The 20,903-nt window shown below is 41.8% G+C and carries 23 protein-coding genes and 1 other annotated feature; all 23 genes read right to left on the bottom strand.

Features of this window, described 5'->3' with window-relative positions:
• Window positions 1-5: 5 nt before the first annotated feature.
• Window positions 6-887, bottom strand: a complete 882-nt coding sequence (locus V6B33_RS08995) for an aspartate carbamoyltransferase catalytic subunit (protein WP_334217417.1) — start codon at window positions 885-887, stop codon at window positions 6-8.
• 145 nt (window positions 888-1,032) lie between these two features.
• Window positions 1,033-2,364, bottom strand: a complete 1,332-nt coding sequence (locus tag V6B33_RS08990; RefSeq protein WP_334217416.1) for a solute carrier family 23 protein — start codon at window positions 2,362-2,364, stop codon at window positions 1,033-1,035.
• Between the two features lie 147 nt (window positions 2,365-2,511).
• A complete protein-coding gene (gene pyrR / locus V6B33_RS08985; protein WP_334217415.1) occupies window positions 2,512-3,057 on the bottom strand; it encodes a bifunctional pyr operon transcriptional regulator/uracil phosphoribosyltransferase PyrR in 546 nt (181 codons plus the stop codon).
• Window positions 3,058-3,247: 190 nt separating this feature from the next.
• The gene (locus tag V6B33_RS08980) at window positions 3,248-4,159 is read right to left on the bottom strand and encodes an RluA family pseudouridine synthase (protein ID WP_334217414.1); all 912 of its coding nucleotides are present in this window, start codon (window positions 4,157-4,159) and stop codon (window positions 3,248-3,250) included.
• Window positions 4,125-4,625, bottom strand: a complete 501-nt coding sequence (gene lspA / locus V6B33_RS08975) for a signal peptidase II (protein WP_334217413.1) — start codon at window positions 4,623-4,625, stop codon at window positions 4,125-4,127. The genes V6B33_RS08980 and lspA overlap by 35 nt, the downstream gene beginning before the upstream one ends.
• 99 nt (window positions 4,626-4,724) lie before the next feature.
• Window positions 4,725-5,015: a hypothetical protein gene (locus tag V6B33_RS08970; protein ID WP_334217412.1), complete on the bottom strand. Its 291-nt coding sequence runs from the start codon at window positions 5,013-5,015 to the stop codon at window positions 4,725-4,727.
• Window positions 5,016-5,202: 187 nt separating this feature from the next.
• On the bottom strand, window positions 5,203-7,974 hold the full coding sequence (gene ileS / locus V6B33_RS08965; protein ID WP_334217411.1) for an isoleucine--tRNA ligase: 2,772 nt from the start codon (window positions 7,972-7,974) through the stop codon (window positions 5,203-5,205).
• A gap of 100 nt (window positions 7,975-8,074) precedes the next feature.
• Window positions 8,075-8,315: a binding site (T-box leader), on the bottom strand.
• A 50-nt stretch (window positions 8,316-8,365) separates the two neighbouring features.
• On the bottom strand, window positions 8,366-8,881 hold the full coding sequence (locus tag V6B33_RS08960) for a DivIVA domain-containing protein (RefSeq protein ID WP_334217410.1): 516 nt from the start codon (window positions 8,879-8,881) through the stop codon (window positions 8,366-8,368).
• Window positions 8,882-8,971: 90 nt separating this feature from the next.
• Window positions 8,972-9,739, bottom strand: a complete 768-nt coding sequence (locus V6B33_RS08955) for a YlmH family RNA-binding protein (RefSeq protein ID WP_334217409.1) — start codon at window positions 9,737-9,739, stop codon at window positions 8,972-8,974.
• Window positions 9,740-9,832: 93 nt separating this feature from the next.
• A complete protein-coding gene (locus V6B33_RS08950) occupies window positions 9,833-10,096 on the bottom strand; it encodes a YggT family protein (RefSeq protein WP_334217408.1) in 264 nt (87 codons plus the stop codon).
• A gap of 8 nt (window positions 10,097-10,104) precedes the next feature.
• Window positions 10,105-10,554 (bottom strand): cell division protein SepF, encoded by a 450-nt coding sequence (locus tag V6B33_RS08945; RefSeq protein WP_334217407.1) that lies wholly within the window; start codon window positions 10,552-10,554, stop codon window positions 10,105-10,107.
• A 16-nt stretch (window positions 10,555-10,570) separates the two neighbouring features.
• Window positions 10,571-11,245 carry a YggS family pyridoxal phosphate-dependent enzyme gene (locus tag V6B33_RS08940; protein WP_334217406.1) on the bottom strand — a complete coding sequence of 225 codons (675 nt, stop codon included), beginning with the start codon at window positions 11,243-11,245 and terminating at the stop codon, window positions 10,571-10,573.
• A gap of 1 nt (window position 11,246) precedes the next feature.
• The gene (gene pgeF, locus V6B33_RS08935; protein ID WP_334217405.1) at window positions 11,247-12,068 is read right to left on the bottom strand and encodes a peptidoglycan editing factor PgeF; all 822 of its coding nucleotides are present in this window, start codon (window positions 12,066-12,068) and stop codon (window positions 11,247-11,249) included.
• A gap of 58 nt (window positions 12,069-12,126) precedes the next feature.
• Complete coding sequence (locus tag V6B33_RS08930; protein ID WP_334217404.1) at window positions 12,127-12,408, bottom strand: YlmC/YmxH family sporulation protein; 282 nt, start codon at window positions 12,406-12,408, stop codon at window positions 12,127-12,129.
• A gap of 159 nt (window positions 12,409-12,567) precedes the next feature.
• Window positions 12,568-13,344, bottom strand: a complete 777-nt coding sequence (gene sigG / locus V6B33_RS08925) for an RNA polymerase sporulation sigma factor SigG (protein ID WP_334217403.1) — start codon at window positions 13,342-13,344, stop codon at window positions 12,568-12,570.
• A gap of 187 nt (window positions 13,345-13,531) precedes the next feature.
• Entirely contained in the window at window positions 13,532-14,251 is a 720-nt protein-coding gene (gene sigE / locus V6B33_RS08920; protein ID WP_334217402.1) for an RNA polymerase sporulation sigma factor SigE, read from the bottom strand.
• 53 nt (window positions 14,252-14,304) lie between these two features.
• Window positions 14,305-15,228: a sigma-E processing peptidase SpoIIGA gene (gene spoIIGA, locus V6B33_RS08915; protein ID WP_334217401.1), complete on the bottom strand. Its 924-nt coding sequence runs from the start codon at window positions 15,226-15,228 to the stop codon at window positions 14,305-14,307.
• Between the two features lie 382 nt (window positions 15,229-15,610).
• Complete coding sequence (gene ftsZ, locus V6B33_RS08910; RefSeq protein WP_334217400.1) at window positions 15,611-16,771, bottom strand: cell division protein FtsZ; 1,161 nt, start codon at window positions 16,769-16,771, stop codon at window positions 15,611-15,613.
• A gap of 40 nt (window positions 16,772-16,811) precedes the next feature.
• On the bottom strand, window positions 16,812-18,110 hold the full coding sequence (gene ftsA, locus V6B33_RS08905) for a cell division protein FtsA (protein WP_334217399.1): 1,299 nt from the start codon (window positions 18,108-18,110) through the stop codon (window positions 16,812-16,814).
• A 114-nt stretch (window positions 18,111-18,224) separates the two neighbouring features.
• Entirely contained in the window at window positions 18,225-18,587 is a 363-nt protein-coding gene (locus V6B33_RS08900; protein WP_334217710.1) for a small basic family protein, read from the bottom strand.
• A 1-nt stretch (window position 18,588) separates the two neighbouring features.
• The gene (locus tag V6B33_RS08895; RefSeq protein WP_334217398.1) at window positions 18,589-19,317 is read right to left on the bottom strand and encodes a DUF881 domain-containing protein; all 729 of its coding nucleotides are present in this window, start codon (window positions 19,315-19,317) and stop codon (window positions 18,589-18,591) included.
• A gap of 50 nt (window positions 19,318-19,367) precedes the next feature.
• On the bottom strand, window positions 19,368-20,075 hold the full coding sequence (locus V6B33_RS08890) for a DUF881 domain-containing protein (protein ID WP_334217709.1): 708 nt from the start codon (window positions 20,073-20,075) through the stop codon (window positions 19,368-19,370).
• Window positions 20,053-20,841, bottom strand: a complete 789-nt coding sequence (locus V6B33_RS08885) for a cell division protein FtsQ/DivIB (RefSeq protein ID WP_334217397.1) — start codon at window positions 20,839-20,841, stop codon at window positions 20,053-20,055. Before V6B33_RS08885 ends, V6B33_RS08890 begins: the two co-directional genes overlap by 23 nt.
• Between the last annotated feature and the right edge of the window lie 62 nt (window positions 20,842-20,903).

Raw genomic sequence — 20,903 nt, 5'->3', positions numbered from 1 at the left:
TCCCCCTAGTAGTTGTTATCAAGAGCCCTTTTCAAAACGGCCATTCTTACATATACTCCATTTTCCATCTGCTTGAAGATCCTCGACTTATCACATTCCACCAATGAATCGGCGATTTCCACGCCGCGGTTGACAGGTGCCGGGTGCAGGATGATGCTCCCATCCTTCATTCTTTCTTTTCTGCCGACGGTCAGCCCGAAGCTTTCATGATATTCCTCATTTGTGAGGTTCGAGGTGCTTCGATGACGTTCATGCTGGATTCTTAAAAGCATTACAGCGTCTGATGTGGCTATACTCTCATCAACTGTCATATACCGACTTTGATATTCCGGCGGGAACCACTCTCTTGGTCCGGAGAACACCACTTCTGCCCCCAGCTTTGTCAATGCTTCTGCATTCGAACGGGCTACTCTGCTGTGAGCAATGTCACCAATGATCGCAACTCGACTATTTTCAAATCCACCAAATTCCTGTCGAATGGTCAACAGGTCCAGTAAACATTGAGTGGGGTGATTGCCGCACCCATCACCGCCGTTGATTACTTTTGTATTTAAACCTGAAAGTTCATCAAAATACCTCTCCAGCTCATGACGGATGACGACTGTTTCAACGCCGATCGCTTCCAGGGTCCTTACAGTGTCATAAAGAGATTCCCCTTTTTGGACACTCGAAGAATGGGCTTCGAATGGAATGACCTGCAGTCCTAACTTCCTTTCTGCCATTTCAAAACTGCATTTCGTACGAGTGCTTGCTTCAAAGAAAAGGTTTGCAACGTATCGCGGAGACCCTTGATCCCAAGCTTCTCCCTGCTTAAAACGTTCAGCCTGGTCTAGGATTTCATTTATTTCTTCATTGGATAATTCATTCATTGTAAACAAATCTTTCATCACACAGACCCCCTCTAAAAAACCACCCTGCGGCAAATTTGCAGGGTGGTTTGAACATACTTCAGAAGACATGTGAGAAAATATTTCACACTGTCCTGTTCACTTTCACCCTTGTAGACACTCTGGACTCACTTAAAAGGTGTTTCTATGCAACTTCATTTTTTTGAGGATGATCTTCTTCAAAAAGATTATTACTTCCTTCACTTTCCGATCTTCCAGGCAGTACCAGATTCAGCACTACTCCAACGATTGCAGCAAGTGCCATTCCGGATAATGAAACCTCATCACTCACCTTCACAAAAGCGCCGCCAACCCCGATTACAAGGATGACTGAAGAGATGATGAGATTTCGCTTGTTCCCAAGATCAACTTTATTATCAATCAGCATGCGAAGTCCGCTTGAAGCAATGATTCCAAACAGGAGGATGGAGACACCGCCCATCACTGCCGAAGGAATTGAACTGATCAAAGCTGTTATTTTCCCGATGAAACCGAATGTGATGGCCAGAACTGCTGCTCCAGCTATGACGAATACGCTGAAGACCCGCGTTATCGCCAATACTCCAATGTTTTCACCATATGTGGTATTCGGTGGACCACCTATCAAGGAAGCAATCACGGTCGCAACCCCGTCTCCAAGAATCGAGCGATGCAGCCCCGGTTTTTCGATGAAGTTCCGACCGACCACTTTGCTTAATACCATCTGATCTCCAGTATGCTCTGCCAGAGTTACGAGTGCGACAGGCACCATGATCGAAACAATCTCCCATGAGAAGACCGGAGTATAGTTTACAAAAGGTATGAAGAAGTCCGGCATTTGAAAGACAGGTGCATCAATCACTTTTTGAAAATCCACCAGGCCAGCAAAAGCGGCAATGATGTAGCCTCCAAGGATTCCTGCAAGAATCGGCACCATTCCAAGAAAACCCTTGAAATAGATCGAGCAGATGACGGTGATCGCAAGTGTAGCAAGTGCAACCATGAAGTGAGTGTTACTGTAAACGAGATTTTCTGCTCCCGGATTTTCATACATCGCCATGTTTACTGCCGTTCCTGCAAGGCCAAGACCGATTACCATGATCACCGGGCCAACAACTATTGGCGGCAGGATACGCACTAACCACTTTAATCCCAGTTTCGAAATTAGCAGGGCGACAATTCCGTATACAAGACCAGCCAGGAAGCTTCCCATCATAGCTGCCTCAGGTCCTCCTAAGCTTTTTGCCGCCAAAATCGGAGCGATAAAAGCGAAAGATGAACCTAAGTAGGCAGGGATTCTGCCCCTCGTTATGAGAAGGTACGCCAATGTTCCCAAACCACTTGAGATCAGTGCAACACCTGGGCTCAATCCAACAAGGAACGGCACCAGTACCGTCGCTCCAAACATCGCAAAAAGATGCTGTATACTCAATGTGATCCATTTTCCAAGATTCGGTCTTTCTTCTACATCCAACACGATGTTTTGATTTTCATTCATCTCTTGTTCCTCCCTCAAACCACTTGATTTTCACAAAAAAATACCCTCTTTGCCCATGAGGATACAAAGAGGGTATACGAAAGCATACATTCATGCCACCCATCCTTTGTCAGTCTCACGGGACTAATCTTAAAAGGAATTTCTATATTAATCTTTTTCGTGTATCGTTACTTGTTCTTCCCCATCTACTTCTGTAAGTGAGACCATGATCTTCTCTGAGCTTGATGTCGGGATGTTCTTTCCGACATAATCAGCCCGCACAGGAAGTTCACGATGGCCCCTGTCTACCAGGACAGCGAGCTGTATTTGACTGGGGCGCCCAATATCCATTAGTGCATCCAATCCTGCACGTACCGTTCTTCCAGTAAATAATACGTCATCAATCAGGATGACTTTTTTATTTGTAATGTCAACCGGCAAATCAGAACCTTTGACCTCCGGCTCATTATCAGCGGTCTTTTTGCTGAGATCATCCCTGTACAGCGTAATGTCAATTTCACCTACAGGAATTCTTTCTCCTTCAATATCGTGAATGCGTTCCGCCAGTCGATTGGCAATATGGATTCCCCTTGTTTTAATACCGACGAGGACACAGTCCTGGATTCCTTTGTTACGCTCGATGATTTCGTGTGCGATACGTGTAAGTGCTCTCCGTATGGCTGGCTGATCTAACACTGTAGCTTTCTTTGTCATTTCTGCACCTCTCTTCGCATCTTATATCCAATAAAAAATCCCTCTCACCGTTGGGATGAGAGGGCACACTTATCGTTAATAATCGTTGCACGCCAATCGAATGGTCGTACATTGCTCCTTCTCAGCCTCACGGGACCGTATTAAAGGTATTATTCAATTAACTAAATCGTACAGGTTGTGCTTTGGTTTGTCAATGTTTATTTTCCAACTGTGTAAGCAGCTCTTTGAATTCCCTTGGCATCTCGGCCTGGAATTCCATATATTCATTCGTTCGAGGGTGATTGAAGCCTAAAACACCTGCATGAAGAGCCTGTCCATTGATGCTCAATGTTTTGCGTGGACCGTATTTAGGGTCACCTGCAAGCGGATATCCGATATATTTCATATGAACACGTATTTGATGGGTACGTCCTGTTTCCAATTCGCACTGTACTAAAGTAAAATCCTTGAATCGTTCAAGCACTTTAAAATGAGTAACTGCATTTTTCCCATTATCTACAACGGTCATACTTTGGCGGTCTTTGGGATCACGACCGATCGGTGCATCAATTGTGCCATATTCATGGGGGATCAATCCGTGAACGACAGCCGTGTATTTCCTGGTAACCGTCTTTTCAACAAGCTGATTGACCAGATGTTCATGAGCCATATCGTTTTTTGCTACCATCAATAAGCCTGAAGTATCTTTATCGATCCGGTGAACGATTCCAGGTCTCAGTACACCATTGATGCCCGATAGGTCTTTACAATGATACATAAGTCCATTTACCATCGTCCCTGAATAATGGCCGGGCGCCGGATGTACAACCATCCCTTTCGGCTTATTCACAATAATCACATCCGAATCCTCATAAGGAATATCAAGATGAAGATTCTCAGGTTCAACATCCAATTCTTCCGGATCCGGGATTGTGACAGTGATTGTCGATTCCACCGGACATTTAAAGTTTGGTTTTACTTCCTCATCATTCACTTTGATATGTCCGTCTTTAATCCATTGCTGGACTTGTGAACGTGACCAGTCTTTATTCAATCCGCTTACAATCTTATCAATTCGTTCGCCCTGTTCATTCTGTTGTATGATGTGCTGAATTACTTCCATTCTGTTTCTCCTTCTTTGCTTTTCGTTCGTCCAGATACATATAAATCATCAATAGCACTACCCCAATGGTCAATGATGCGTCGGCAATATTGAAAATCGGGAAATCATAGGAAAAGATATATGTATTTAAAAAATCAACTACTTCTTGTCGAAAGACGCGGTCAATAAAGTTTCCAATCGCACCACCAAGCATAAAAGCCAAGCTTATACTGAATAGAGACTGACCTTTAGCATGGACTTGCATATAATACACAATGCCTGCAATCACAACCATCGTAATAATATAAAAAAACCACATTTGCCCCTGGAGTATTCCCCATGCTGCACCTTGATTTCGATGAGAAGTCAAATAGAAAAGGTTTTCAATGATTTCTATGCTTTCCCCTTCTGTCATCTTCTTCACAACCAACCATTTAGTAAGTTGATCCAGTCCAATTACAACCAAAGCCAATAAATAATAAAACACAAAGGCAACCTCCGCATCGTAAGAAATGATTACCTTTGCATTTTAGCATAAACGGTTGAATAATGACACTTAAACTAAAACCCTTTTATGAAGATTGTCTTATGACTGTTTTGAACCCATTGGAATTTTACCGTAACGTTTCCATTCATTTGCTTCAGTTATTGAGGTGAGCGTGGGGTTCATTTTAATCAGGTCAAAAGGTATTTCTTCACCGCTCATTTCACAAAGTCCGTACCGGTTCTGGTCCGCCAGATGGAGTGCATGTCTTACATCTGAAATTTCCTGATTTATATAATGCTGTATTAAAGGATGTTGAGATTGACTTGCCTCTAGCTCTTTCAAGGATGCAGTTAATTCTTGAATGATGGATGTGTATCGGTCATATGTCATCTTGATCCCTCCACTATTAGTATGGAGGTAAGTGTCAAAAAATTTGTCTTGCAAGATATAGTAATTCTGGAATCCGGCTCACCAATGAGGTCACAGAGCCATTTGAAGTAAAATGTTAAAGTTTTCTTTTTTTCATCTTTATATAGAAAGAGACTGGTCTTGCAAGGCAGACCAGTCTCTTTGTGTTTTATGCTAAATGAGAATAATTTTCTTTGACGACGGACGCACATCTTGTACATAGGGAAGGATGGTCTTTGTCTTCTCCGACTGTGGTGGTTACTACCCAGCAGCGGTCACAAGTTTCTCCTTCTGCTTTTTCAACGACAATGCTGTTATGACCGACAGTTAATGCTCTCTCCGGAGCTTCGCTTACTTCCCCGCCAATTTCAATTTCTGAGACGATGAACAGTTGCTTAAGATCTTCAGAAATGGAATTCAATAAAGATTTTGTTTCTTCATTAATGTAAAGTGTCACTTTTGCGGTTAACGATTTACCAATCAGCTTCTGGTTACGTGCTTCTTCCAATGCTTTCAATACGTCATCCCTTAATTCAAGGAAGGCGTTCCATTTTTTCTTTAACGCTTCCGCATTAGGAAGTTCCTTCGAATCAGGCATGTCGGTTAATTGAACACTTTCTTCAACCGCTCCTGGAACATGAGCCCAAACCTCATCAGCAGTATGAGACAGGATCGGGGACATTACTTTAGTAAGAACCACTAATGCTTCATACAAGACGGTTTGCATTGCTCTGCGCTCATAATCATCCTTTGCTTCGATGTAAAGGACATCTTTCGCAAAATCAAGATAGAATGAACTCAAGTCAAGTGTACAGAAGTTATTTACGGCATGATAGATGCTCGCAAATTCATAGTTATCGTAAGAGTTTTTAACATTTCTGACTAAGTCATTCAGCTTGACCATCATGAATTGATCAACTTCACGAAGTTTTTCATATGAAACCGCATCAGACTTTGGATCGAAATCAGCTAAATTACCAAGGAGGAAGCGGAAAGTGTTACGGATTTTCCTATATACTTCAGCTACTTGCTTCAAGATCGGATCAGATACACGGACATCTGATTGATAGTCAACCGATGCTACCCAAAGGCGCAGGATATCGGCACCCAACTGCTTCATGACTTTTTCTGGAACAACCACGTTTCCAAGTGACTTACTCATCTTTCTGCCGTCACCATCAAGTGCAAATCCATGACTGAGTACACCTTTGTATGGTGCTTCCCCTGTTACCGCAACCCCGGTAGTCAAGGAGGAGTTGAACCAGCCGCGATACTGATCAGATCCTTCAAGGTAAAGATCGGCCGGGCGCTGTAAATCGTCACGCGCTTCCAATACAGCCTGATGAGAAGAACCGGAGTCGAACCACACATCCATGATGTCCTGTTCTTTCGTGAACTGGCCATTCGGGCTTCCATCATGGGTGAATCCTTCTGGCAGAAGGTCTTTCGCTTCTTTTTCGAACCAAATATTCGAACCATGCTTACTGAATAAATCAGACACATGATCGATTGTCGCATCTGTGATGATTTCTTCACCGTTTTCAGCGTAGAATACCGGAATCGGCACACCCCATGCGCGCTGTCTTGAGATACACCAGTCTCCCCGGTCTCTAACCATATTGAATAGTCGCGTTTCACCCCATCTTGGCACCCATTTCGTATCCTTGACTGCTTGAAGCAGGTCATTGCGGAATTTATCGATTGATGCGAACCATTGAGCCGTCGCCCGGAAGATGACCGGTTTCTTTGTACGCCAATCATGAGGGTAAGAGTGTGTGATAAAGTTAAGCTTCAATAATGCTCCGGCTTCCTCAAGCTTCTCTGTGATCGGTTTGTTTGCCTTATCATAGAATAATCCTTCAAATCCTGGAGCTTCGGAAGTCATGACACCTTTGTCATCAACAGGACACAATACGTCTAATCCGTACTTTCTGCCTACAAGAAAGTCATCTTCCCCATGTCCCGGTGCAGTGTGTACACACCCGGTACCTGAATCAGTTGTTACGTGCTCTCCCAGGATGATAAGAGATTCGCGGTCATAAATCGGATGTTTGGCTTTAAGCCGTTCCAGCTCGGCACCTTTGACTTTTTTCGTTACTGCGTACTCTTGCCATTCAAGGTTTTCAGCAACATCTTCAAGAAGGTCTTCGGCCACTACATAAGCGCTGCCGTTGACGGATACAACTACATATGTCAAATCCTGGTGAACCGCGATCCCCAGGTTTGCAGGGATCGTCCATGGGGTTGTCGTCCAGATGATGAACTGAGTACCTTCTTCAAGGATTCCTTTCCCTTCGGTCACACTGAAACCTACATAGATCGAGGGTGAACGTTTGTCCTGGTACTCGATTTCAGCTTCTGCCAGAGCAGATTCACTTGAAGGGGACCAGTATACAGGCTTTTTCCCTTTGTAGATATAGCCCTTCTTGGCCATATCACCAAAGACTTTGATTTGTTGTGCTTCATACTCTGGTTTTAACGTGATATATGGATTTTCCCAATCACCGCGAACCCCTAATTGCTTGAATTGAGTACGCTGGATGTCCACTTGTTCATAAGCGTATTCTTCGCATAATTTACGGAATTCAGCCACGGTCATTTCTTTCCGTTTCACACCTTTATTCGTAAGTGCCTGTTCAATCGGGAGACCGTGTGTATCCCAGCCGGGAACATAAGGTGCGTGAAAACCATTCATCGATTTGTATCTGACGATGAAATCCTTAAGAATTTTATTCAGCGCATGCCCCATATGGAGATTGCCATTTGCGTACGGAGGACCGTCATGCAGGACAAACAGGGGGCGACCGTTTGTACGATCCTGGACCTTTTTGTAAATGTCCATCTCTTCCCAGTTCTTTTGAGTTTCAGGTTCTCTTTTTGGCAAATTCCCTCTCATTGGAAATTCAGTTTTCGGCATCAATAAAGTATCTTTATACTCCATTTTAAAATATCCTCCTTCAGCATGTATCTTAATTGCCATCTTTTCTACTTTCTACGAATATTAATCAATCCGGGTAACAAAAAAAGCTTTCTCATCCCAAAAAAGGGACGAGAAAGCTTTCCCGCGGTACCACCCTCATAAAAGTATCCAAAGGACACTTTCACTCGCTTCATTCGTAACGTGAATAAAACGCCTCACACTAGTTTTCCTTATACAGGAATTTCATGCCCGGAGCTCAAGGGTGATCTTCCGCTTCTATTTCCTCACCGGGCTTTCACCATCCCCGGTTCGCTTTTTCAGGAATTAAAGAAGAAACGTACTGTCCCTGTCTTAGCCTTCATTATGGCAATTCAGATTGTTTTACAATTATATGAAAAGAATGCAGCTTTCGTCAAGACAGTGTCTCTTCTTCTTTAAGAGTTTTTAATTCAGTGGCATCTAAATCAAATTCCATCAACTGATCCCAATCGCCCGTATCCAGGAGATCAAGCTGGGCTTCGATCAGCATTTTGAAGCGAGTACGGAATACTTTCGACTGTTTCTTGAGCTCTTCAATTTCAATCGCGATCTTCCTGGCTTTGGAAAGTGATTCATTTACAATCCTGTCGGCATTTTTTTCAGCTTCTTTAATAATCAGCTTAGCTTCTTTTGTCGCATTTCTTTTGACTTCTTCCCCTGCTTCTTGTGCAATGACGATTGACTTATTCAAGGTTTCTTCAATCGTTGTAAAATGACCTAAACGTTCATTCAATGAATTCAAACGTTCTTCGGTTTCTTTCTTCTCACGGATAAGAATTTCATAATCTTTAATGATTTGATCTAAAAATTCATTAACCTCATCTTCGTCATAACCGCGAAAACCACGACTAAACTCCTTGTTATGTATATCTAATGGCGTTAAAGGCATGGAAGCCACCTCCAGTACTTGGTGAATTACAATTTTATTATAACTAAAAATTCGACAGTATGTGGGAAAATTCCTTCTTTTTTCTTTAAATTATTTCAGAACTCCTAAAGAAATCCGCCATTTTTCCCGTTTGGTTTTTCCTTCAATTGAGATAAGCTTGCTTCTGCCGAAGCCCCTTGCTGAAATCACATCTCCAGTATCCACTTCAATGGATGGATTTTCTGTAATTTTCCAATTCAGTTTCACAAGCTTGGCTTTAATGAATGTCTGAGCCTTCTGACGAGAAATATTATAGATTGCGGCAAGGACGACATCTATTCTGAGGGAGCTCACGGTTGTCACTTTTTCAAGCCACTCTTCCCGTGAATGCATCATTTCTGTGAATGGAACGGCATGTAAAGTGACTTTCGCTTTTCCTATCTCGACTAATTCCATTCGTACGAATTCAGAAATCTCTTCTGCAAGAATTAATTGAACCTTGTTTTCATCTGCTAAAATGTCGCCGAACTTATCACGCTTCAGACCAAGTGACATGATACTGCCCAGTACTTGTCTATGTTCTATTGTAACAAACTTAACAGGGTACTCAATCTCGAATAAACGAATACCATAATCTTCTTCTGCAGGTTCAAAATAGGAGGGGTAAAGCAGCGCCCTCTTCCTTTCGGTATGTTCAGGAGAAAAAGATAGGAGAATATCCTGGCTTTGACCGATGATTGATTGTACGATATACTGCTGCCTCGGATCTAAAAAATCAGTACGCTTTGGTGCGTATTGATTCTCAACTTGATTTCTCCACTGCAGCACACTATCTACAAATTCCTTTTCATCATGTCTGAAATGTTGGTATATGGTCACAAGATTCACCTCCTGGCATTATTACAGTCAAAATAAAAGAACTGAAACTGTTTGAGATGTTTCAGCTCTTTACCTAGACGTCTTTCAGTTCACTTACATGAACCACAAGAATAATTGACGCAGTCCCATCTGTGCAAGGTTCAAGACGATGAAAGCCACGATTGGAGAAATATCGATCATTCCAAGCGGCGGTACGAATTTTCTGAACGGCTCCAGATAAGGCTCACAGATTTTGGACAAAAATTGCCCGATGGATGATTCCCTTGCATTAGGGAACCATGACATTAATATATAAATGATTAATGCCCACGAGTAAAGCTGAATAAGTGTAGATAATACTTCAAAAACAAATCCCATAATTTACATTACCACCTTGAATCAGATATATCTTCATCTTTTAGAAATTCAGAAATGTTTCCACTCACTTCAACATTGTCTGGAGTACAGAGAAAAATATTCATTCCGACACGCTGAATGTCACCGCCAATGGCGTAAACCGTACCACTGAGAAAATCGACAATCCGTTTTGCCTGATCATGCTGAATTCGCTGGAGATTCACAAGAACAGACCGTCTATTCTTCAAATGGTCAGCAATTTCCTGTGCTTCAGCATAAACTCTCGGTTCCACCAAAATCACCTTGGAAGATTTCTGTACGCTTTGAAGACTGACCACGTTCTGCTTCGCTTGAGACACTGATTGTGTTTTCATGTTCTTCTTCTCCTCGAAATCTTCTTCATACTTCTCATCTTCTTCATAGTCATATTCTTCTTCATCCAACAAAAAGAAAGTTTTCAACTTGGATTTAATGCCCATTTACGTACATCCCCTCTCAGTCATTTCCAACTAACGCTGATCCAATACGGATAAAAGTAGCTCCCTCTTCAATTGCGATTGTATAATCATTACTCATCCCCATTGATAGTTCTGTACATGGTGCATGTGGTAATCCCAAGGAATGGATAGTTTCCTGAAGTCCTTTTAATGTGCGAAAGCACTCCCTTAAGAAATCTCCATCATTTGTATGAGGTGCCATCGTCATCAAACCTGCAACCTTGATGGAAGAGTAGTTCTCAAGGCTACGTATGAATCCTTCAACTTTCTGAGGATCCAAGCCGTGTTTTGATTCCTCGCCTGACACATTCACCTGGACGAAACAAGATACAGGCCTGTCCGCTCTTTTATGAATTTCCCTGGCCAGTGACAACCTGTCCAAGGAGTGTATGTATGATACTTTGTCAATAATATTCTTGACCTTCTTGGATTGAAGCGTGCCTATGAAATGCCACTGTGGTTCCTCCCCCAGTGCTTCCCATTTCGACAGAAGTCCTGAGTCCCTGTTTTCACCCAAATGAGTTAGCCCTGCCTCGAGGGCTTCCTCGGCTTTGTTTACCCCAACATATTTGGTTACGGCTACAATGTTGATATCCTCGGGATTTCTTCCACTTTTGCTGCATGCATCCTGAATATTTTCCTGAATTTGTTTCAAATTCTCTATAACGTTCATTTCATTTCTCCTTCCAGCCAATGAAACTCATCATTCTCCCTGTATTCCCATCATCTCTGCGATATGAGAAAAATTCTGTACTGCAGGAAGAACAATAACCAGAAGTATGGATTTGTCTATCATTTAATCCCCATTGAAGCAAAAGAAGTTTATTCACTCTCTTTAGATCCAAATGATATTGGCCTTCTTCTTTTAAATTATAGGGCAAGTGGTTCCCATCTTCTAGTACTTTTTTTACTTGATTGATCACTCTGTCATCCACTACATAACATTCTTTACAAATCGAAGGACCGATCACCACGTCAATATCCGCAATACTTGAACCTTCGTCCTGGAATTTTGTCAGCATTGCAGGGCCTATTTCCCCTACTGTTCCTTTCCAGCCTGCATGAGCGACTCCTATATGACCATTCTTTTTATCAAGAAAATAAAGGGGGACACAGTCTGCATAGCACATTGTCAGCAATAGGTGTTTATGAGCGGTAAGGAACCCATCAGTATCTTTGATGCTTGTAGAATAAGACCTGCTGCCCTTCCCTTTATCTGAAGTTGTAATTTTAATGATCCTGTTGCCATGAGTCTGTTCGCCTGCTACCCAATGATCAAGCGGAAACTGAAGCGATTCGGCGATTTTCACACGGTTCTTGACCACATCTGCCTGCTTATCACAAACATGCAGCCCCATATTCAAAGAATCAAAGCAGCCTTTACTTTCTCCACCAGACCTTGTGGTAATACCTGCTTTCAGACCAGGAAATTCTTCAGTCCATTTCGTTATTGAATAATATGATTCCGATTCTTTTTGAAAAGGCTCAATAGACACGATTGAATCTCCTTCGTTTTATTTAAGTGTACCACAGAAACTGAATATTCGTCATTTATCAAGAAGATTCTTTAGGTTCTTCGAGCTGTCCTTGTATATAATGGCTCTCTTTATGTCGAACCAGAATGACGTCTTCCCCGATTTTCACGATACTTTTCCATGGTATGACAACATCTTCATCTTTTCCAAAGAAACCCAATAACTTACCGCCTCCACCGATGACGATTGCTTCAATCCTGCCCGTATCCAGGTTGATTTCAATATCCCCGATATTCCCTAACTTTTTTCCATCCGAAATGTTGACGACATCCTTTATTTGAAATTCAGAAATACGAACCACAAGAATCCCTCCTGCATGCTTGCCTTCCGGAACTTTTTATACGGCAGCAATTTTGCATAATACTTTATTATATGCAGAAATAAGAAAGGCAGACCCCGGATTTAAGGATCTGCTTTTGAGTTACAGTGAAAGAATGATTACCTCTTTCGCTTACTTCAATTATTGAATGTTTTTGTTCATTTGTTTGATCGCTGCTTTTTCTAATCGGGAGACTTGAGCTTGCGAAATTCCTATTTCGTCAGCTACCTCCATTTGTGTCTTCCCTTGGAAAAAGCGTTTGCTGATGATCAGCTTTTCCCGGTCATTTAATCTTCTCATTCCTTCTTGTAACGCAATCTCTTCAATCCAGTGGAAATCCCGATTTCGTTCATCACTAAGCTGATCCATAACGAAGATCGGATCTCCGCCATCATTATAAATGGGCTCGAACAATGAAACAGGATCCTGGATTGCATCCAAGGCAAAGACAATTTCTTCATGCGGTACATCCAATACCTTTGCAATTTCTTCAGCTGTCGGTTCCCTGGAGGTTTCACCCATCAGCTTCTCCCTTACCTGTAAAGCTTTATAAGCAATGTCACGCAAAGAGCGCGATACGCGGATGGGGTTGTTGTCACGCAGGTAGCGGCGAATCTCTCCAATGATCATCGGTACTGCATAAGTGGAGAATCGCACATTTTGACCCAAGTCAAAGTTGTCGATCGATTTCATTAATCCGATACACCCGACTTGAAACAAGTCATCAACATACTCACCACGGTTGTTAAAGCGTTGAATTACACTTAAGACGAGGCGCAAATTCCCATTAACAAGCTTCTCTCTAGCAGATATATCACCTGCTTGCATTTGTTTGAACAATACTCTCATTTCATCATTCTTCAATACAGGTAATTTAGAAGTATCTACACCACAAATCTCAACTTTATTACGTGTCATTCTTTCCCCTCCTTGCAGGAGCTGTTGTACAAAATTCATTATTTCCTTGAGGAGGAAAAATATGCATTTCATTCTATCGATTTGTGGTTGAATCCTGTCAAACCCCTTACAAAATCTAGAAAAACTCTCGCAAAATTTTTCTCAAATAAAAATGACAGGCTGACCTTTTAAAAGATCAGCCTGTCATTTATACCATTTTATTAAATTCCTTCTTGAGTCTTTTGATGATTCTTTTTTCAAGTCTTGATATATATGATTGGGAAATCCCCAGCATATCCGCGACATCTTTTTGTGTCTTCTCCTCTTCTCCCATCAGGCCGAATCTCAACTCCATGATTTGTTTTTCACGCTCTGAAAGTTGATGAAGTGCATTGAACAGCAACTTTTTATCGACTGTTGCCTCCAAATCTTTCGTAATGATGTCTTCATCCGTTCCAAGAACATCTGAAAGCAGCAATTCATTTCCATCCCAATCGATATTCAATGGTTCATCAAATGAAACTTCAGAGCGGATTTTGTTGTTTCTTCTTAGATACATGAGGATTTCATTTTCGATACACCTTGAAGCATATGTGGCCAATTTAATCTTTTTCTCTGGATTGAAAGTGTTTACAGCTTTGATTAATCCTATGGTACCGATACTAATCAGGTCCTCAATGTTAATCCCTGTATTTTCGAATTTTCTGGCGATATAAACGACCAATCTAAGATTTCGTTCAATGAGCAGTGAACGTGCTGCCTTATCTCCTTTTGGCAGTTTATTAAGAAGGACTTCTTCCTCTTCTTTCGTCAGGGGAGGTGGAAGTGCTTCACTGCCTCCTATGTAATAGATTTCATCTGTCTTGATTCCAAGCTTGATTAATAATTTGTACCATAAATATATAAACTTCATTTTTAATTTTTTCATCGTTGCTCCCCCTTCTATTTCTTTAGAATGTGAGTATAGTAGTAGTAATTGAACTATGAAACATTCTGTGCGGGCTTCCCGGAAGCCATTCTGGGATGAACGATCGCTCCAAAGCTGTCATCAGCCGAAAGCGGTTCCTGTCTGAAAACAATCAATCCGCCGGTTGACCAGGAGGATTCTTGATCTTTCAATGTAATGGAATCAGGCTTGATCGCAGCCAATAGTTGACTTTTCCTTCCAACTGACTGTGCTGGTACGATTCTTAATCTGTCTGACCATTCTGCCTTGAGGTTTATATGCCCTGAGAAGATTTCGTCAACTTCTTCACATAGAATCTTGACTGCCTCCGGTAATGTCTCCTTCAATGATGAAATGGAGACAATCATTACAGGAGCCTTTGATATGGGATCCTGCAGCTGATTGCCACTGTCTACGAGTCCCTTTACATGAAATTCATATTCCCCTATTTTTATGATTGCATCCACAAGCTGATCATATTGAATCTTCACGTGCTCCACACTATCCATCCTGCCTTTGGAAAAATACCATGCAATCGGTAATGCCAGCATGACAAATACCCAGCTGATGGGATCTCCGAATCCCTTGATACTTGCCAAAAGCACAGTTGTTTCCGCCCCTGGATCAAAAGTAAGGAAGTAATGAGCACCTATGAGGATGCCTCCGGTCAAAAAGGTAACGAAATAAAACATGAGAAGGTTCGTAAAATAGAAACGAAACCTTTTATAACCAAATGCCGAATAAACCATCGCCAGTGAAAACAGCAGTTTAATTAACGGATTTCCAACAATATTGGCATAGGGAGAAAAGGAAAGAATTATAATGGCAGAACCAATCAAACTCCCGATTGCTATTCTCCAAAGAACAAATTGTCTTTTAAGGATCAATCCAGTCAGCCATAGTAATATAAAATCCACACATACATTTAACAACCAGATGACATCTAAATATAAGGTCAATCGCTCCCCTCCTTTTTAAACTTCATCTAGTTTGCGCACTATTATAGTTGAAAAACTGTATGACTTATACGAAGTATATCGTACATACCCTCTAAAAGTTTGTCACTTTATGTATGCCATCGAGGAAAACTTTTAGAAGATACGAACGAAATATGTCATAAATATTTTCCAAACGGATTGGGAATTTTTTACTCTGGAGAAATTAATCAAACATCATTCATTTTGAGCATCATAATTCCTTATATGTTAATCATTAATGCAAGATATATTTTCATCATTAAACCCCAAACAAAAAAGACCCCATACCGGGGTCTTTTTTGTTATAGAGATCTAACACTGATCCAAGGCGAACGAGTTTAGTCCATCGCCCATGAAACGTATATTATCTTCTGCGGTTACGGTTACGCAGGAAGGTCGGGATATCCAGCGTATCTTCTGCACCTTGATTGTTGGAAGAAGAGCGTACAGGTTCCTGCTGCTGAGGTTCTTCCCGCTTCGGCTGTTCCCGCTTAACCTGCTGCTGGCTCGCTGCAGGGTTGGGCTTGACACCGCCAAATGTAGGACGCGTCTGCTTTGGAGGCTGAATGACCTCTTCGTTAAATCCTGTGGCAATAACAGTAACAATAATGTCGTCTTTTAAATCCTCATTGATGACTGATCCGAAAATCATGTTTACATCTTGATCTGAAGCTGAAGCAACAATATCTGCAGCTTCCTGGACTTCATACAGACTTAGGCTTGTTCCACCTGTGATGTTCATCAATACACCCTGTGCCCCATCGATTGATGTCTCAAGCAATGGGCTTGAAACAGCTTTTTTAGCAGCTTCTGCAGCACGATTTTCACCTGATGCTGCACCGATTCCCATTAGAGCGGAACCTTTGTTGGACATGATGGTTTTCACATCTGCAAAGTCAAGGTTGATTAACCCTGGAGTTGCGATTAGATCAGAGATGCCTTGTACACCTTGTCTGAGTACGTTATCCGCTTCCCTGAAGGCTTCAAGCATCGGTGTGCTCTTGTCCACGATTTCAAGCAGTCTATCGTTAGGGATGACGATAAGTGTATCTACCCCTTCTTTCATGGCAGCAATACCGCCGCTAGCCTGATTCGAACGTTTCCGTCCTTCAAATGTAAATGGGCGGGTCACTACACCAACAGTCAATGCTCCGATTTCGCGTGCAATCTGGGCGATGACAGGTGCAGCTCCGGTACCTGTTCCTCCTCCCATTCCAGCTGTTACGAAGACCATATCCGCTCCTCTTAAGGCTTCTTCGATCTGTTCTTTGCTTTCTTCTGCAGCTTTTTTACCAACTTCAGGATTGGCACCTGCACCGAGTCCCCTTGTCAGTTTGCCGCCGATTTGCATCTTAATCTCTGCCTTTGATAGATTAAGAGCTTGTGCGTCTGTATTAACGGCGATGAACTCAACACCCTGGACACCGTGCTCGATCATACGATTGACAGCGTTGTTTCCTCCACCACCGACACCGATAACTTTTATTGTCGCTAATGAATCTAAATTTGTATCAAACTCCAACATGACAAATCCTCCTAACTCGTCGAATCAATGGATTCCTTATTTATTCAAAGAAGTATCCAAAGAACTTTTTCACTTTTGTCATCGCCTTATCATCTTCATGTGTTTCTTCTGTTACTTTTGCTGGTTTTTGTTTCTTATTCGTTTGTTTTGACTGCCTCTTTTCAGCTGTATCAACCGGAACAGGTTCAGCACTAACGCTTTTCCCTTGTAATCTGGCATTCTTCTGAGAATACTTTATCAAGCCGACTGCTGTAGTATACTGGGGTTCCCTGACCCCAATATAATCCGGTATGGCTACACGGACCCTATTCTGAAAAACAATTTGTGATAATTCCAACACACCTGGGAGGTTTACTACACCACCAGTCAATACATATCCGCCCGGCAGGTCTCTAATCCCCATTCTCTTGAGCTCATGGCTTATGAGATCCAGGATTTCCTCCAGCCTTGCTTCTATGATATCAGAAATTTCTAATTGATTAAATTGTTGATGCTGATCACTCCCGATGATCGGAACACTGAACACTTCATCTTCTGAAGCGTGATCATAAAAAGCGTGACCGTATTTGGTCTTTATTTTTTCGGCGTCCTCTGTAGAAGTCCTAAGGCCGATGGATAAATCCTTCGTGATATGTTCTCCACCGACAGGCAAGACTGTAGTCGCTTTTAAATGGCCTTGTTCAAACACAGCGATGGTCGTTGAACCGCCGCCGATGTCGATTAATGCCGCACCAAGATTTTTCTCATCTTTTGATAGAGCGACTGATCCGGCTGCCAGCGGCTGCAGTACAATATCCACAATTTCAAGCCCTGCTTTTTCAACACAACGCAAAGTATTATGTAATATCGTCTTAGATCCTGTAATAATGGTGCCTTCCATTTCAAGTCGGACACCTATCATGCCCCTCGGGTCTGTGATTTCATCCAGACCGTCAACAATGAACTGTCTCGGTATCACATTGATGATTTCTCTTTCAGGCGGGATTGAGACCACTTGTGCAGCATCCATCACCCTCAGGACGTCCTCATCCCCAATTTCGCGATTTTCACTTGAAACGGCCACAACACCGTGACAATTTTGAAGTGAAACATGATTTCCTGTTATTCCTACGATGACCTGGTTTATGGATAAACCGACCATTCTTTCCGCTTGTTCCACTGCCTTCTTTATCGTTTGAACAGTTTCGTCTATATCTACGATGGAACCTTTTCTGATCCCTTCTGATTCTACATTCCCTACACCGATAATGTTCAAGGAATCATTTGACATTTCTCCAATGATCACTTTCACTGTGGATGTACCGATGTCTAGGCTAACGTAAATTTCATTGCTGTTCACTCTATGGCACCTCCTTAAAGAATGTTAATGAGAACAACAGTCCTAGATAGTCTCAATTCTAAGTATATCTTATTAAGATATTCGTCGTAACAAAAACGATTCCCTTTTAAAATTCTAATTTTTTTCTCTTTTTTCTTGTTTACTTGTCCAATTGCTTATAAGTATCCGTCTTATCACTGCTATGTTTTGGAATAATCTGACTCCAAAAGCAAATACAGCTGCCAAATATAAGTCTACACCAAGATGGACACCTAGAAAAGCTAAACTTGCTGCTAGTAAAATATTAAAAAAGAATCCCGAAACAAAGACTTTATCATCGTAAATATTTTGGAGGTGAGCACGGATCCCGCCAAACAGCGTATCCAGGGCTGCTAGAACCGCAATCGATAAATAATTTGAGTATTCATCCGGAATTCTAATATCAGTAAGAAGGCCAAGGAAGACCCCCACTAGCAACCCTAAAACGGGAAGCCACATATTAACCGTTACCTCCTCTTTCACTGACAGGCTCCATATAACGGACACGGATTGTATCTTCATATGAAGGCAATACAATCTCTTCCATCGGTTTTGATATGGATACTCTGAGATTGTCGATGAAGAAATCCTCTACGGATTGTGACACCTGCATCCGATTATACAATTTTTTGGCCGTTTCAAGATCCTTTGTCAACACTCTTACCTCAAATGGAATCTTGTTGATGGAATATCCATCCACATTGGTCTCTCCGTTAATATCCCGGATAACCGATGTATTGATCAATCGATGCCCATCAATGGCGATGTCCATTGCATCATATTGGTTTAATTCATTGACCAGCCTTTCGAGGAGCTGAGGAGATACACTATGGACCTTTTCACCGAGCAATATCTCTTCCATCGCAGGTTCGATCGTAAGAATCAGACCGGTTCCTTTTTTCTCGGTCAGGCCCGCTTCCGTCTTCAGTTCTTCTAATGTTTGTTTCAATGCCTGCTCGGGGCTTGCCTTTCTCTCTGATTCATATGTTTCAAGTTTTTCTTCCACTGCTCTCATTTCGTCAAGAAGACTTGAATTCAATTCTTTCTCTTTAAGCAGGGCATCCCTTAATTCCCAAATATCCCTCGTATCACGGACAACAGGTTCCTTGACTGTCTGGAATTGAATCGCAATCATGAAACCGATGATAATGGTGATAACCGTAAAACTTGCTTTAAGCTTGTTGTCCATTCCCCTTCACCTTGCTTTCCAATCACTTTCCTTTTATTGGAGTGCAAACGTTATGATTCACCGATCAGTGGTTCTAAAACAATATCAACTTTCTTTTCCAAGGAGAATTCGATATTCTCATTCACCAATTGATCTTTAACCCCGCCTGTAATATTCATGGCAGAAGAGAGTACTTCCGGATCTCCGATAGCTGAAATCTCAAATGGAGCCGGATATTCAACCCCGTCGATTTGTATGACCGGCCCGTGACACAGCACATATGAATCATGTTTCAGCCTCTGCCCATTTATGGAAACTGCAGAAGCTCCGGCTATATACAATTCATTGATTACCTTGAATATATGGTGTTCATGAACAATATAATTGTTTGCGTTATCTTCATTGGGTTTATAGTCAGCATCCGAAAGTGTGACTTTCACCCCCGGACCTTTGACCTTGGTCTTCCCTAAATACATGCGGTATTTCTCCGCTTCCTCGGCTAAATTAAAATAAATTTGCTTCTCTTTTGAGAATTCTTTCTCCAGGTCGACTACCTTTTCTTGTTTCTCATAGAGATGTTCCTGCAGATTATTATTCTTTTGCTGCTGTTCCAGTATTTGATCTCTCAACTCTTCTTCCTGTTTCCACTGGCCATTACTTCGATTTCCCGGTCCTGCTTCTTCTGAATTGGCAAGACTGTAAGAAAAAGCAAGGATGAAACCAAGCACTAAGCTTACGAGTGAGAGGATAACTTGTTTACCCTTCACTTTCATCCCCATCATCTCCTTCGTCTTGCCTTTCTGCTTCGTATGCCCTGAAATAAGAGCCTACCTCCAGATCAATGATGCCTTTTTTCGATGGGTCCAATTGACTGACGATGGATGGGTAATGCTCCATTTTCTCTGAAAAAGTCCTGATGGTGGCACTAACCTCGTACCCGTCATTCATGAATAAAGTCAAATGATATTGATCCGTTTTCTTCGGAACCAGATTAATTTCGGAAATCAGGTGCTGAACCTCCTTTGGAAGTTCCCCTAATTCAGAAATCATTTTCTTCAGTGTCTTATCCTCTTTAAATCCTCTTAATAAAGGAGCATCAACAGGAATGGATTCGGTTCCCTTATCAAGCACCTTACCGTTTTCCAATATGATTAGAAACTTATTATCTTTAAGAAGGTAAGCTTTCTTTCCCAATTCATCCACTTCGATCACAAAGGAATTTGGAAATGACAATCTTACCTTTGCATTCTTTATCTCGGGGAGTTTCTTTAATCGTTCTGCGGTTTCATTTTTATTAACGCCCCAGACATTCATTCCCGGTTCAAGTTTACTTTCCGAAAGAATAGTTTCACTTGAAACAAGCTCATTCCCCTTTACCTTGATGGTCTTCACATGGCTGAGAGGCGACTGGAAATAAATAACCGACAAGATCATGATAAGAAATAGCGTCAGCAAGAACAGCAGCCTTCTGTTTGCTTTCTTTTTTCTGTGCTGTTTCAGCTTGGGAATTCTTTCTTCAATGGAAACAACATTTTCTTTTCTCATTACGTTTTCCTCAATTTCATTTCGTATTTATGGGCATGTTTCGTCACGCCTGAAAATGAAAG

It is taken from the genome of Mangrovibacillus sp. Mu-81 (assembly GCF_036867415.1).
Classification (GTDB): Bacteria; Bacillota; Bacilli; order Bacillales; family Bacillaceae_B; genus Rossellomorea.
This window is presented reverse-complemented; position numbering and strand designations above follow the sequence as displayed.